Below are 14756 nucleotides of genomic sequence, written 5' to 3' on the forward strand. Positions count from 1 at the left end.
TTTATTTTTAAAGGTGCTTCAACACCTAATGGTAATTTTTGTATTTTCATTATCCTATTTTATGCTACACAGCTGGTTCTAACAAAAAAAGCCTCGTCATCTAACGAGGCTTTTCTTTATTAAAAATAATAATAGGTAATTTAACTTATTATTGAAAATTAATTTTTAACTAAAAATATCTATTTTCAATACGCAATGAAATTTATATTTCCACTGCACCAATATCTTAATACCTCATCCCCTTTCGACCATAACTATAAGCAAGACCATCGCCATCACCGATACCACCTCTGAGCCTAACGTGATTTCCTTTACCTTTAATTACTTTACAAAACTTAATTTAATTTTAACTATCACTTGCAAAAAATGACGCTCATTCGCGTATAACTAATTCTATGAGTTAATCCTAGTAGTACCATCCCTTTTAAGCCCCAACACCAGGGGCTATTTTTTTTAGCCAATATTGATAACTTGTTTTCTCTTCCTCAGAGCCAGTCAATACTAAGAAGTGATATTAATTAGGTACCTTTGAAAGACTTAACAATGTCAATCACACATAAATAATTGCGATTTATAATGACTTTCTTTGCATGAAATTCAGGGTGTAAGGCAAAAAAGGCCTCTAATCGAGATTCAAATTCTTTAGTAAGGTGCAATAACTCGCAAGTGTTTTTCCACGTTTCTTTTGGTTGTGTCCTCGCTATACGTGCCAATAAGAAACGTTTTATAATCCGAGTGGCGCAAACATGATGTGGCTTTTTTAAATGTATGATTAACATGGAGTCATTAAAAAATGGCAAAAGTCGTTTGTCATATGCCCCCTCAACTATCCATTTATCCTGTGACAATACATTTGAAACCAAAGAATTAATAATAATTTGGGTATTTTTGTGGTATTCCCCTCCGCTTTTATCCCAATAAATATCATCATAACTGTATAGTGAAATATTAAATTCCTTAGACAGTTTTTTTGCTAACGTTGTTTTACCAACTCCCGATGTACCTACAATACAAATTTTCATTCTTATTCTTTTAGTTACGTTTAAATTAGACTATAAATGGTTAGTACCACGCTATGTTCAAAATTTGAGACTACAAATAATGCGTAAATTTACTGTCGTTAAATCACATATTTCAGAATTCCCTAACCCTATACATTTTTGCAAAGGGGATATTCTGTCTGTCGGTGATGAATATGTCGGAGATGAAGGGTGGGAGAATTGGTTAGAATGCCGTTTTAATAACCTACAAGGCTTTGTTCCTAAGCAAATCATCCAGCTTATTGATTCCAAGTCTGCCATTGCAATTGAAGATTACACTGCATTAGAGCTTAATGTAGTTACTGGTGAAACACTCACATCCACACGGGAAATCAATCAATGGATTTGGGCTAAAAATAGTAAAAACCAAGAAGGTTGGGTTCCGCTTTGCCATCTGCAAGAAGAACTTTAAGCATTAAAGCATCTCTTGATTTTTTTATGCTTTATAACAACAGAAATTCGCTCATTTTATTGCATTTCTTAAATTAAATCCCACTTCCCTACAGGTTTTAATGGTGAAAGACATGCTTAGTACTAAATCATCTTGCTGAGCATGTAAAATGGAGTAATAAACTGATGTTATACGATGGCACAACTACTACTTAGCGTATTGTAATTATACAGAGAACTAAAAAGAAAAAACCCGCTAACTTTTTCAAGTTAACGGGTTCTTATTTGGTGCCGGCTACCGGAGTCGAACTGGTGACCTACTGATTACAAGTCAGTTGCTCTACCAACTGAGCTAAGCCGGCTAATTTGGCGGAGAGATAGAGATTCGAACTCTAGGATGGTTACCCATCGGCGGTTTTCAAGACCGCTGCCTTCGACCGCTCGGCCATCTCTCCATGGGGCGCGATTATGGAGGAATCTGACCTCCTTGTCTACCCCCGAAAGTAAAAAAATTGCTTTTTTTAATTCATTTGGCTAATCTTCACTCAATTGTTCTCATTTTACCAAGAAAAATGGTAATATCTGTGCAAAATCGGAGTCTACTAGTACTCTAGGCGTATGATTTTTAATCTAATAATAAATTTGCCGATGGGATCGCGTGCTCGAGTATGTACAGACAAACATTATTAAAACCAAATGCCCTTTCACGCATTTTTGCGACATTTATTTTACTGTTAGTTGTGATACTTTCGTTATCACTTTTTAACTACTATCAAGAATGGGTAAAAAGCCGCCAAACTGCACTTCATAGCATGGCAACTAGGTTAGCCTATCAAATTGAAGACTACCGTTATCAAGCAAGTCATATTTATAAACTTGCTAACGATAAATCACACGTCTCTGCAAATACCCCACTTTCCGCGATGGAAATACGCCATGATATTTATTGGTTGACTAGCACCAACCAAACCTTAGATGCCATTGTATTCGGGCCAAATAAAGCCACCAATAATGAACTCGCAACTAAACTAGCTAACTACATGGAGATCGTTTGGGGGGCAAGAAATGAATATAACTCCATGTATTACCTAAATGGGTTAGATAACACTTTAGTTCTTGTGACCACTCATTCCGTTCTAAAACCTGAATTGCGTTTCAAAGAAAGCTATCTAACACTCACGGCGGAAGAAAAACGCGCCGACATGCTAGCTCAATCCACATTACTTGACCGACGGGAAATCATCTCTAACGTACAAAAATACTCCCCTGAAAATGTATATTACTATACATACCGGCTGATGTTTAATTCACCAGGGCAATTAACCAGTGTTATATCATTTGATATTTCGATGAATTCATTGATTCCTTCTTCATTAGATGGCGACTTCTTCACAATAAACTCTCGCCCAACTAGCACACTGGGCCCTGAAACCAATACCACATTAATGGGAACAAACCTTATATTTTCACAACCAATAGACGGCACTCCCTATCAGCTTTATTATCATATTTCGTTAAAAACGATTATCTTTCATCTTATTAGCTATAACTTTTGGCTAATTGCTTGCATGATAGCCATGATTTTTTTAGCGGTATTAACGCTACTTTTCCTACGTAAGCGTTTGATTTCACCGAACACATCCATGCTGCAGGAGCTCCAGTTTAAAGAGTCACTGAATAACGATATCATCAATCATATATCTTATGGGATCTTGGTTTACGATTTTAATACCAACACGAAAATCCTCAGTAATAATCTTGCTAATCAGCTATTACCTTCAATGGATCTCGCTCACATAAAAGAAATGGCCATAGATAACCATGATTTTATTCAAGTCTCCATAGAAAATAATATCTTCGAAGTTGTACTCGTAGAAAATGACGCAATGCCTAATGCCGCACTCTTTATTATTATGGATAAAGATAAAGAGGTTTTGACGCAAAAACGCCAAGAACTCGCAATGCGTGAATATCAAAAAAATATTCAAATGCGCAAAGTTGTACTTGAAAATATGTGCCATGAAATTTTACCCGCACTGTCAGCGCTGGAATTACAATTCTCTCAGTTAACACAACCTACTGACCCTAGTGAACTATCCATACTACAAGAGATTGAAAATCAATTAATTACAATTCATTCTTGGTTTAATAATATTGAACTTCTTAACCAATTAGAGTCACAGAAAACCTCTCTCAAACCTGAGGTAATTTCAATCAGTCAATTGATCAACCAGTTTCTCAAGAACAATCTATCGAAAATCAATAATAAAGGTCTATCGCTCTATTTCCATAACAATGTAAATCCAGAGTCCCTAATTGAAGTAAACCCTATATACCTACAAAACCTTTTACAACTAATTTGGGAATATTCTCTTGTCACAACCTCTTTTGGAAAGATCTCATTCACGCTATCTTATGATACAGAGAAACATATTATTTCTCTCAATATTAGAGACAGCGGTACAGGCTTGAGTAATCAAGAGCTGAGTAATCTGCAAAATCCGTTTAGTGCGCAAACTGTTAAACCAGCACAATTTACGCGCTCAGGAATGGCACTCTATTTATGCAAATTGTTGGCAAAAAAGATGAACAGCACGCTTTCTATTCGCTCAAGTACTGCGATTGGAACACATTATGAACTTTCACTGCCTGCCATTAATGAATCTATCGAGCATGAATACCCTGCACTATTAGAAGATGTGTACATTCGTTTAAATATCCATAATGCAGACATCTCTCGTATAGTAAGAAGTACACTGTCAAACTACGGTGCTGAATTTCTTGATTTAAGCGAAAGCTCAGCCCAATCAGATTGGGATTTACTCATCACGGATAACAATGAAGAAGCGTTTGAATATACACTTAAAGTTGACGGAAGTATCACTTCAATAAATGAAGTTAATCATAATTATATTGAAGCTAACTACAATTTTGCAGATGAACTGATTGATGCGATTTCTTTATTAATAGAAAATGCAAATACCGATAGCAGTAATATTAATGAAATAGCTCTACCTGATGAACCTTTAGCCACTACAGAAAAAGCGATTGCGGCATATCAATTTGCTTTGGCACAAAGCGGTTATCGAGATTTGTTCATCACAACAGTACCGATAGATATTAATAAACTGTATAATAGTGAAAGTGTTGAGGATTTAGCCGAATTGAAAAACACTGCACATCGTTTAAAAGGAGTTTTTGCTATGCTCGAATTTACAGTTCTTCATAAACTTTGCGAGGACTTAGAACACTACATAGCAGATAAAAACGGAATTGAAATAAGAAATTGCATTAGAGACCTGGATAATTCAGTCAAAAAACTAATGCCAGAAGGTAACCAATAATATGAATAACCTAAATGTCATTGTTGCCGATGATCATCCTATTGTTCTTTTCGGTATTCGAAAGTCACTTGAGCAGATCGAATGGGTGAATATCGTAGGTGAGTTTGAAGATTCAACCTCTTTGATTAATAACTTAGCGCGCTTAAATGCTGACGTTCTAGTTACTGATTTATCTATGCCAGGTGATAAATATGGCGATGGTATTACACTAATTAAATACATTAAACGCCACTATCCTGACCTTTCCGTTATTGTTCTGACCATGAATAATAACCCAGCTATCTTAAGTGCTATTCTTGAGCTGGATATTGAAGGCATTGTTTTAAAACAAGGTGCGCCTGCAGACTTACCAAAAGCGCTTGCGGCTTTACAAAAAGGTAAAAAATTCACACCTGAAAGCGTCAGCAAATTACTCGAGAAAGTTAATGCAAGTGGCTATGGTGACAAGCGTTTATCACCAAAAGAAAGTGAAGTTTTACGCTTATTTGCAGAAGGTTTTTTAGTCACGGAAATTGCTAAGAAATTGAATCGCAGTATTAAAACAATCAGTAGCCAGAAAAAATCTGCGATGCTGAAGTTGGGTGTAGAAAATGATATTGCACTACTCAATTATCTCTCATCGGTGAGTATTGATAATTCTCCTTCCGAATAAGGCTTATCAGCCCATCTAAACGATAAAAACCCGATTGCGGGTTTTTATTTTTTATTCATTACGTTAACAAAATTGAATAAGTGTTTCACGCAAAATTGCAATAGTTGTTGGCTTAGATAAACACTCGTTCATCCCTGCATCAATACAGCGTTGTTTTTCTTCTGCCATTGCATTGGCGGTTAATGCAATAATCGGTAATGTTTCCCCTAAAAGTCGTAATTCCTGAGCCAACTGGTATCCATCCATATTGGGCATATTCACATCTGATAAAACGATATCTGCACGGTTATTTTTCAAATACTTAAGCGCATCAATACCATCAACTGCAGTGCTTGTACTAAAACCAATACTGGCAAGTTGCTCACTCAATAACATTCGATTAATTGGATGATCATCAACAATTAAAACATGATACCCACTCAATCGACAATCCGCTTCAATAAGCTCATGAATATTCTGGTTCTTTATATTTTCTTCTGCAACTTTAACTAACCACTTATCAATAAGTAGCGGTAGCTTATCTAATTGATAAGTATTATAAATCCACTCATTTGGCTGAGCCTCATAAAACTCTCCTGCATAGCAACTTAAAAGCCTGATTTGGTAACGGCTCTGTACTGAAATTGTGTCAGTAAAATCAGTGATGAGTAGGTCATAAGCCTTCTGTATATCAATATCATTCCCAGTGACTACGGAAAATTCAGCATGTTTGAGTAGGCGTGACAGAAAACTCATCAAAAATTCATTTTTACATGAGACGGCGATTTTATAATTTGCGCGATATTCAGGTATATTTTTTTGAATATATTCTTGCCCATATAATGGAATACGTATAATAAAGGAACTTCCGAGACCATGCTGAGAACTCACCTCCATATCCCCATCCATCAAGTTTATCAATTTTTCACAGATAGCTAATCCTAACCCTGTACCTTTATGACCCGTGTTATTTTGATCATAAACTTGAAAGAATGGATCAAACAACTGCATAACAACCGCATTAGTCATACCAATTCCTGAATCACGGATTTCAATTTTTAAATAATTATTATCTTTCCAAACATGGAGCAAGACGAAACCTGAATGGGTAAATTTAATACTGTTGTTCACAATATTAGAGACCACTTGTTGTAACCGCACTGAGTCATTCAATATCAAATCAGGGATATCAGGCTCAATATATGAATACAGTGAAATTCTTTTTTTCGATACCAATGGCAGGTAATTCGCTAATACAAAGGCAAAAACGTCTCGACAATTGAATAGTTTATTTTCAATTTTAAGTTGTTTAGATTCAATTTTAGAAAAGTCTAAAATATCACTGATAATTTGCAATAATAATGCAGAGGAATTATCCATTGTAGAAACTAAGCGAGTTGCTTTCTCTGATAACTCATAACGTTGTAATAATTCAATATTTCCAATGATCCCATACAGCGGCGTTCTTAATTCATGGCTCACTGTTGCCAAAAACATCGATTTAGCATGGTTCGCCTGTTCTGCTGCATCCGCAACATCTTGCAGTGATTTTTCCATTTGTACACGGATGCTAATATCTATCAACACACAGATCGCCACATCTTCGTTTTGATATCGAGAATTTACGAAGCTAATTTGTAAGTGAGTTCCGTTGGTGGTCACAACATCAATATAATTACTCGTTTTTTGGCGAATGATCGTCAAAACTCGCTGCTTGTCATCATCATTAAGCAGTCTAAAATAATCGTGTGCAAGTTCATTACTCAGTATGTTCCCGCCATCCGTTAACCTTAAAATAATAATCCCAACAGGTGCTGACGCAACAATTTTATGATTAAACTGTTCATGTTCTTCTAAGCGAATAGCGGTGTTCGCTGCAGGTTCTAACATTTTTCTTTCAAGCAGCCAAATCAAAAAAAATAGCAAAACCGCAGTAAAAATATTTAGCATCGCGCCATAAAATATAGTGCTTTCAAGGTTGGATAAAATCTCGGACGTCGGAATTGAAAAGAAAACAGTAAGTTGTGCAGGTAATAACCGTTTTTTAAAAATGAGTTTTGAGTAATCAGAATTAAAACCAAAGAATGAGGGCTCCGCAATCGCCAACAATGCTGAATTTTTCGGGTTGACCTCTGCTGACGAGTATAAAACAGGTTGATTATGGGAATTTACCACCATGATTTCGATGGATTTATCTTTGCTGATATTAAATTGATTTAAATTTATCGCACGCTCAATACCGATAAACCCTGTCACAGCTCCCTGGTTTTGAATCGGTTGGATCAAATAAACTTGGCCATTATCAGGTTGTGCACCATGTACGATAGTATATATATTACGCTCTTTACCTTGTGATTTTAGACTTTGGTAAGAGTGCGCACTTTCATAACCAACCTTTTTGAGCGTCTCAATATCAGAAACCGTCGAACGAATTGGATAGTCCACTAAGCAATAACTTTGGGAGCCAATGACAAAAACGTGATTCAATCCTTGAGGTACTGCAATACTCTCTTTCCAAAAATAATTTAGTTGTTCAAAAGCCAGTAAATACCCCTGAGAACGGTATTGAAAATAATCACAATCAGAGTTTAGCGTTAACTTATAGTAAGAGTAATTTACTGAGCCAGGTAATGTCATAAATTCAGGCTCATTTTCATTTAAATTTTTATACCTATCCAATTTAATCCGATGCTGTTCTGTCATGGATTGGATAGCTTGTAGCGTTTCACCTGTTTGTTGAATATACGATTGTAAGCTTTCAAAACCTGAATGGAATTGCTGACGAATATCCGATTTATATTCATTAAATTGAGAATAGAGAAAAAATAATGTAATAAAGGCACCCATGCCCCATAACATCAATCCAAGGATACGAAAAAGATCCCGGGATAATCTTAATGATGTTTTAAATGAGGGTAAGTATCTCAAGTGTCTTCCTAATTATGCGTTATCACAACAGCGAATTATACTCGATTACAATATTAAAAAACGATAAACATGAAAAGGAATAAAATAGATGGTTCTATGGAAGATAAATAAAACGGGCAGCCATCTCCGTGCTGCCCGTTATATCGCTTAAAGGCGTTGTTTATTCTTGATCGTTGACATTTGCATCATCAGCACCATTTTCGTCGGTGCTTTCATCTGCATTCTCATCATCTTCAGTCTCAGCAACACGCTGTAATCCAACAACCTTTTCGTTTTCAGCCGTTCTAATCAAGGTAACACCTTGTGTATTACGGCCCACAATGCTCACTTCAGAAACACGAGTACGAACTAAGGTTCCCGCATCCGTGATCATCATGATTTGGTCAGTATCATCAACTTGAATCGCACCCACAACGTTCCCGTTACGCTCACTCACTTTAATGGAGATAACACCTTGAGTTGCACGAGATTTTGTTGGATATTCCGCTTCTTCAGTACGCTTACCATAACCATTCTCTGTTACGGTTAAGATATGCCCTTCACCACGTGGAATAATTAAAGAAACAACTTTATCGTCGTCCATTAATTTAATACCACGAACGCCCGTTGCGGTACGACCCATCGCACGCACTGCATCTTCAGAGAAACGAACGACTTTACCTTGAGCAGAGAACAACATGACTTCATTAGAACCATTAGTTAAATCTACACCAATGAGTTCATCCCCTTCATTGAGGTTCACGGCAATAATACCTGCACTTCTTGGACGACTAAAGTCTTGCAGAGGGGTTTTCTTCACAGTACCGCTTGCGGTTGCCATAAAGACAGTATAACCCTCTTCGTACTCCCGTACAGGTAAGATAGCTGTAATACGCTCATCTTGCTCCAGTGGCAATAAGTTAACAATAGGACGACCACGCGCACCACGGCTAGCTTCAGGTAATTGATACACTTTCATCCAATACAAACGACCACGGCTTGAGAAACACAAAATGGTATCGTGAGTATTCGCGACTAATAAGCGCTCAATAAAATCTTCATCTTTCGTTCTTGCAGCTGATTTACCTTTACCACCACGACGCTGTGCTTCGTAATCAGACAATGGCTGATATTTCACATAACCTTGGTGAGACAAAGTAACAACGACATCTTCTTGATTGATAAGATCTTCGATGTTGATGTCAGCGGTGTTTTCGGTAATTTCAGTGCGGCGCGGATCATTGTAAGTATCGCGAATAATTTCTAATTCTTCGCGGATCACTTCCATTAAACGCTCAGGGCTTCTTAAGATAAACAGTAGTGCCTCAATTTGCACTAACAGCTCACGGTACTCTTCCAGTAATTTCTCGTGCTCAAGACCCGTTAATTTTTGCAGACGTAAATCAAGAATCGCTTGTGCTTGTTGTTCAGTCAGGAAGTATTGACCATCATGAACACCAAATTGCTCTTCAAGCCACTCTGGACGCGCTGCATCATCACCTGCACGTTCAAGCATAGCGGCCACATTGCCTAAATCCCAAGAGCGTGCAATCAGCCCCGCTTTTGCTTCAGCTGGCGTTGGTGCTTTACGGATTAACTCAATAATTGGGTCAATGTTAGCTAATGCAATAGCCAATGCTTCAAGGATATGTGCGCGATCACGCGCTTTGCGCAATTCGAAGATCGTACGGCGTGTCACCACTTCACGGCGGTGGCGAACGAAGGCAGCGATGATATCTTTCAGGTTTAGAATTTTTGGTTGGCCTTGGTGTAAAGCCACCATATTAATACCGAAAGACACTTGTAATTGAGTCAATGAATACAAGTTGTTCAGAACAACTTCACCCACTGCATCGCGTTTTATTTCAATCACAATACGCATACCGTCTTTGTCCGACTCGTCACGTAATGCGCTGATACCTTCAACACGTTTTTCTTTGACTAATTCAGCGATTTTTTCAATCAGGCGTGCTTTATTCACCTGATAAGGAATTTCGCTAACAATAATGGTTTCGCGGCCATTTTTTTCGTCAACCTCAACTTCGGCACTGGCACGGATATACACCTTACCACGACCCGTTTTATAAGCGTCGATAATACCGCGACGACCATTAATAATGGCCGCAGTTGGGAAGTCTGGCCCTGGAATATGTTCCATTAAGCCTTCAATACTAATATCTTCGTCTTCTATATAGGCAAGACAACCATTAATTACTTCGCCTAAGTTGTGAGGCGGAATATTGGTTGCCATTCCGACAGCAATACCTGACGACCCATTAACCAGTAGGTTAGGGATTCTCGTTGGCATGACTTCAGGAATTTGCTCTGTACCATCATAGTTTGGAACGAAATCTACGGTTTCTTTTTCAAGATCCGCCAGTAACTCATGGGCAATTTTCGCCATACGGATTTCCGTATAACGCATTGCGGCTGCGGAGTCCCCGTCAACCGAACCAAAGTTCCCCTGACCATCTACCAGCATGTAACGCATAGAGAAAGGCTGAGCAAGACGAACAATTGTCTCGTAAACAGCGATATCACCATGTGGATGGTATTTACCGATAACGTCCCCGACTATACGGGCAGATTTTTTATAGGGTTTATTCCAATCATTTCCCAATACATTCATCGCAAAGAGGACTCTACGGTGTACTGGCTTCAGTCCATCTCGAACATCTGGAAGTGCACGGCCGACAATAACGGACATTGCATAATCCAAATACGAGCTTTTCAGCTCTTCTTCGATATTGACTGGGGTGATTTCTCTGGCAATCTCGCTCATGGAACCACTGTCCCTCATAACTTCGGATTCAAAGAGTAGAACTATACCACAATTCGCCAATTTAATAAAAATAAGAGACGGGTATTTGTCTTTCAAGCTATGTATAATAGCGGAAAATTAAGTTTGTGTGTCCGAAACTTGTGGGATTATTCATTAATAACTGCCTTAAGTGCATTATTGTCTAGATTATGACCATCAATGATTGACGGACACCTATCACTGCGCCTAATTCGTCTCATCATAAAAGGCAATATGCAGTCATAGGGTTAAAATAGGAGTTTTATCAATGAGCGATACCCAAGCACCGACATACTTAAATGTCGATAAACAAGAAATCGAAAAATTTGAGTCTATTGCATCCCGTTGGTGGGATTTAGAAGGGGAATTTGCCCCGTTACACCGTATTAACCCATTGCGTCTTGGTTATATTATGCAACGTGTAGATGGCATTTTCGGTAAAAAAATTCTTGATGTCGGTTGTGGCGGCGGTATTTTATCTGAAAGTATGGCGCGTGAAGGTGCGGATGTTACAGGACTTGATATGGGCGCAGATCCGTTAATGGTCGCTCGCTTACATTCTCTCGAATCGGGTATTCCCGTTGAATATGTTCAAGAAACCGTTGAACAGCATGCCGATAAACATCCACAAGCTTATGACATTGTCACTTGCATGGAAATGTTAGAACATGTTCCTGACCCACAATCTGTCGTGAGAGCTTGCGCTAAATTGGTTAAACCTGGTGGTCATGTTATTTTTTCAACCATCAACCGCAACAAAAAAGCGTGGCTGATGGCAGTCGTTGCCGCCGAATACGTTATGAAGATGGTTCCAAAAGGCACCCATGATGTGAATAAGTTTATTCGCCCTTCTGAACTCATCGGTTGGATTGACGGAACACAGTTAAAAGATAAGCATATCACGGGGTTACACTACAACCCTATCACTGACAAGTTCTGGCTGGGGCCAAATGTAGATGTGAATTATATGCTTCATACAATTAGTGAGTAGCTAACTAATCACGAAAAGAATAAATCGCAATCAGTACGTTTAAGAAATCAGCAAACGGTCTACGTTTACAAAATTTATTTTAGTCATCATGTCGGAAGCCTTTTTTTTATTAGTCCCTTTTACCATGCAGCTTACCGACATGATCATTTTTCTTATCCAACCAGTTATCCACAAGATCCCTCGAATTTGTTCACTTGATAAAATCGCATATTAACATTATCTTGTTATTGTCTACTCAACAAACTACTACATATAGTAGTGAAGCTAAACTAAACAGCACTAGACTCATGGTATTCAACCATGAGCTTTTTTATGTTTGTGGCACACTATTTGTAGTTCAACCAAGGTGTACTTACTCATGAACCAGAGTCTGTTAGTCACAAAACGTGACGGACATAAAGAACGCATTGATCTCGATAAAATCCACAAGGTAATCACCTGGGCTGCGGAAGGCCTAAGTAACGTATCTGTTTCACAGGTGGAGTTACGTTCTCAGATTCAGTTTTATGATGGGATCAGAACATCTGATATTCACGAAACGATGATCAAAGCAGCTGCCGATTTGATTACTGGTGAAACACCAGACTATCAATACCTTGCTGCACGTCTAGCTATCTTTAACTTGCGTAAAAAAGCCTATGGCCAGTTTGAGCCGCCTGCACTCTATACGCACGTAAAACGCCTTGTTGAAATGGGCAAGTATGATAAGCATTTGCTGGAAGACTACACGCAAGCAGAGTTCGAGCAAATGGACGGTTTTATTGACCATTGGCGTGATATGAATTTCTCCTATGCAGCCGTTAAACAGCTCGAAGGAAAATATTTAGTTCAAAACCGTGTAACGGGTGAAATCTACGAAAGCGCACAGTTTTTATATATTTTAGTGGCGGCGTGTTTATTCTCCCATTACCCAAAAGAAACGCGTTTAGACTACATTCGTCGTTTCTATGATGCGGTTTCAACATTTAAAATTTCTTTGCCAACGCCAATCATGGCGGGGGTACGCACACCAACTCGTCAGTTCAGCTCTTGTGTCCTGATTGAGTGCGGTGACAGCCTTGATTCCATCAATGCGACATCAAGTGCAATTGTTAAATACGTTTCTCAACGCGCTGGAATTGGCGTAAATGCGGGCCGAATTCGCGCATTAGGTAGCCCAATACGCGGCGGTGAAGCATTCCACACAGGTTGTATCCCATTCTACAAACACTTCCAGACAGCGGTTAAATCATGCTCTCAAGGCGGTGTGCGTGGTGGTGCAGCAACATTATTCTACCCAATTTGGCATCTTGAAGTTGAAAGCCTGTTAGTCCTGAAAAATAACCGTGGTGTTGAAGGTAACCGTGTTCGTCATATGGATTACGGTGTGCAATTGAATAAATTAATGTACGAACGTTTAATTAAAAACCAAGACATTACCTTATTCAGCCCTTCTGATGTACCAGGTCTGTACGATGCATTCTTTGCTGACCAAGATGAATTCGAACGTTTGTATGTTCAATATGAACAAGATGAAACTATTCGTAAGTCCAGCGTAAAAGCCGTCGAATTGTTCTCATTAATGATGCAGGAACGTGCATCAACAGGCCGTATCTATATTCAAAACGTTGACCACTGTAATACACATAGTCCGTTTGACCCACAGGTTGCTCCCGTTCGTCAATCTAACCTATGTTTAGAAATTGCACTGCCAACTAAGCCGTTGAATAACATCAACGATGAAGAAGGCGAAATTGCATTATGTACGCTGTCTGCATTTAACTTAGGTGCAATTGATAGCCTTGATGAATTAGAAGAGTTAGCCATCTTAGCGGTGCGTGCTTTAGATGCCCTACTCGACTACCAAGACTACCCAATTATTGCGGCAAAACAAGGCTCTATGGGTCGCCGTACATTAGGTATTGGTGTGATTAACTATGCCTATTACTTAGCGAAACACGGTGTACGTTACTCCGACGGTAGCGCAAATAATTTAACGCACAAAACTTTTGAAGCTATTCAATATTATCTGTTAAAAGCATCAAACGATTTGGCGAAAGAACAAGGTGCATGCCCGTGGTTCAATGAAACGACCTATTCGCAAGGTGTATTACCTATCGACACCTATAAAAAAGAGCTCGATAAGTTAACCAATGAACCACTGCATTATGATTGGGAAGCACTGCGTAAAGATATTCAGACTTATGGCCTGCGTAACTCAACGCTGTCTGCTTTGATGCCTTCAGAGACATCTTCGCAAATTTCTAATGCAACCAATGGTATTGAGCCACCACGTGGCTACATCAGTATTAAAGCGTCGAAAGACGGTATCTTGCGCCAAGTGGTGCCAGATTATGAAAACTTGAAAGGGGCTTATGAACTGTTGTGGCAAATGCCATCTATCAGCGGCTACCTACAACTCGTTGGTATTATGCAGAAGTTTATCGACCAGTCGATTTCTGCTAACACAAACTATGACCCTACTCGTTTCGAGAGTGGTAAAGTACCAATGAATCAATTACTAAAAGATTTATTGCTCGCCTATAAGTTTGGTGTAAAAACACTTTACTACCATAACACCCGCGATGGTGCGGAAGATGTTCAGGGCGATCTGGAAGAAGTTGTTGAGTCAGCGGATTCCGATTGCGAAGGCGGCGCGTGTAAAATTTAATAG

The 14756-nt window shown here is 38.7% G+C and carries 8 protein-coding genes and 2 tRNA genes; 5 read left to right on the plus strand and 5 right to left on the minus strand.

Annotated features, from left to right (window positions below; genetic code table 11):
* Window positions 1-518: 518 nt before the first annotated feature.
* Entirely contained in the window at window positions 519-1022 is a 504-nt protein-coding gene (locus tag M1F05_RS12230) for an AAA family ATPase (protein WP_206082319.1), read from the minus strand.
* 79 nt (window positions 1023-1101) lie between these two features.
* On the opposite strand from M1F05_RS12230, the gene M1F05_RS12235 reads away from it, so the two are divergent.
* Complete coding sequence (locus M1F05_RS12235; RefSeq protein WP_206082320.1) at window positions 1102-1452, plus strand: SH3 domain-containing protein; 351 nt, start codon at window positions 1102-1104, stop codon at window positions 1450-1452.
* Between the two features lie 264 nt (window positions 1453-1716).
* Here the strand turns inward: M1F05_RS12235 and M1F05_RS12240 are convergent.
* Together M1F05_RS12240 and M1F05_RS12245 are read right to left on the minus strand one after the other, a co-directional pair.
* A tRNA-Thr gene (locus M1F05_RS12240) sits at window positions 1717-1792 on the minus strand.
* 5 nt (window positions 1793-1797) lie between these two features.
* Window positions 1798-1885 (minus strand) — tRNA-Ser (locus M1F05_RS12245).
* A gap of 213 nt (window positions 1886-2098) precedes the next feature.
* Between M1F05_RS12245 and rcsD the strand changes: the two genes are divergently transcribed.
* Both rcsD and rcsB read left to right on the plus strand, forming a co-directional pair.
* A complete protein-coding gene (gene rcsD, locus M1F05_RS12250; protein WP_206082321.1) occupies window positions 2099-4774 on the plus strand; it encodes a phosphotransferase RcsD in 2676 nt (891 codons plus the stop codon).
* Window position 4775: 1 nt separating this feature from the next.
* Window positions 4776-5426: a response regulator transcription factor RcsB gene (gene rcsB / locus M1F05_RS12255; RefSeq protein WP_206082322.1), complete on the plus strand. Its 651-nt coding sequence runs from the start codon at window positions 4776-4778 to the stop codon at window positions 5424-5426.
* A gap of 63 nt (window positions 5427-5489) precedes the next feature.
* Here the strand turns inward: rcsB and rcsC are convergent, their stop codons facing one another.
* Window positions 5490-8333, minus strand: coding sequence for a two-component system sensor histidine kinase RcsC (rcsC, locus tag M1F05_RS12260; RefSeq protein WP_206082323.1), 2844 nt, complete (start codon window positions 8331-8333; stop codon window positions 5490-5492).
* A 160-nt stretch (window positions 8334-8493) separates the two neighbouring features.
* Window positions 8494-11094, minus strand: coding sequence for a DNA topoisomerase (ATP-hydrolyzing) subunit A (gene gyrA / locus M1F05_RS12265; protein ID WP_318825850.1), 2601 nt, complete (start codon window positions 11092-11094; stop codon window positions 8494-8496).
* A gap of 286 nt (window positions 11095-11380) precedes the next feature.
* Between gyrA and ubiG the strand changes: the two genes are divergently transcribed.
* On the plus strand, window positions 11381-12103 hold the full coding sequence (gene ubiG, locus M1F05_RS12270; protein WP_206082325.1) for a bifunctional 2-polyprenyl-6-hydroxyphenol methylase/3-demethylubiquinol 3-O-methyltransferase UbiG: 723 nt from the start codon (window positions 11381-11383) through the stop codon (window positions 12101-12103).
* Window positions 12104-12461: 358 nt separating this feature from the next.
* Complete coding sequence (gene nrdA / locus M1F05_RS12275) at window positions 12462-14753, plus strand: class 1a ribonucleoside-diphosphate reductase subunit alpha (protein WP_206082326.1); 2292 nt, start codon at window positions 12462-12464, stop codon at window positions 14751-14753.
* The last annotated feature ends 3 nt before the right edge of the window (window positions 14754-14756 follow it).

Origin of the sequence: Providencia sp. PROV252, assembly GCF_033676005.1 — a bacterium.
Classification (GTDB): domain Bacteria; phylum Pseudomonadota; class Gammaproteobacteria; order Enterobacterales; family Enterobacteriaceae; genus Providencia; species Providencia vermicola.

Bases quoted from the DNA above. Each gene is read 5' to 3' on its own strand.
- M1F05_RS12230 (WP_206082319.1), bottom strand. From the start codon at position 1,022: ATGAAAATTTGTATTGTAGGTACATCGGGAGTTGGTAAAACAACGTTA.
- ubiG (WP_206082325.1), top strand. From the start codon at position 11,381: ATGAGCGATACCCAAGCACCGACATACTTAAATGTCGATAAACAAGAA.
- M1F05_RS12235 (WP_206082320.1), top strand. From the start codon at position 1,102: ATGCGTAAATTTACTGTCGTTAAATCACATATTTCAGAATTCCCTAAC.
- nrdA (WP_206082326.1), top strand. From the start codon at position 12,462: ATGAACCAGAGTCTGTTAGTCACAAAACGTGACGGACATAAAGAACGC.
- rcsB (WP_206082322.1), top strand. From the start codon at position 4,776: ATGAATAACCTAAATGTCATTGTTGCCGATGATCATCCTATTGTTCTT.
- rcsD (WP_206082321.1), top strand. From the start codon at position 2,099: ATGTACAGACAAACATTATTAAAACCAAATGCCCTTTCACGCATTTTT.
- gyrA (WP_318825850.1), bottom strand. From the start codon at position 11,094: ATGAGCGAGATTGCCAGAGAAATCACCCCAGTCAATATCGAAGAAGAG.